Here is a 504-nt window from a genome sequence, read left to right on the forward strand (position 1 = left end):
CCGCCGCCTCCGCCATGGCCGCAGTCGCGTTGATCTCGGCGATCCGCAGCTCGTCACGCTTCTGATCGGACAGGCACGCCGCGATGAGGATGCCGATGAGCCCTAACAGGACGCCGAGCACGGCGCCGGCCGTTGCGCTTCGGCCCTTCTTCTGCATGATCGCGGCGGCTCCCCAGCCACAGAGCCCCGCATACATCAGGGCAACAAACAACGCTGTTTCCACGGCAACTCCCCCACATGGCCGCCATCGTCGGTACTTTCCGGTCGGATTGACCGTACTGGAGAACCATGATCGGTGGTTGCATTATGCCGCGTCAACAAGCTGGATGTGTTCATCCGATTTTTTGCCCGGCGACATGCGCCGCCCCGGCGCGCAGCATTAAGGCGGCGCCCGCTCGGCGGGCGCCTTCATTGTCAATGGGTTGGGTGGTGGGCGGGAGCGCGCGGGGCGTCAGGCCGGCTCGGCCGTGAATTCGTGCCGGCAGTAGCGGCAGACCAGGGCCG

General features: G+C 66.1%; 1 protein-coding gene. It reads right to left on the reverse strand.

Annotated elements, in window-relative coordinates; all coding sequences use genetic code 11:
* Positions 1–223 (reverse strand): hypothetical protein (locus tag KHC27_RS17035; RefSeq protein WP_213340598.1); only part of this gene is annotated, 223 nt, incomplete at its 3' end.
* Positions 224–504: the final 281 nt, after the last annotated feature.

It is taken from the genome of Ancylobacter lacus (assembly GCF_018390635.1).
GTDB lineage: Bacteria > Pseudomonadota > Alphaproteobacteria > Rhizobiales > Xanthobacteraceae > Ancylobacter > Ancylobacter lacus.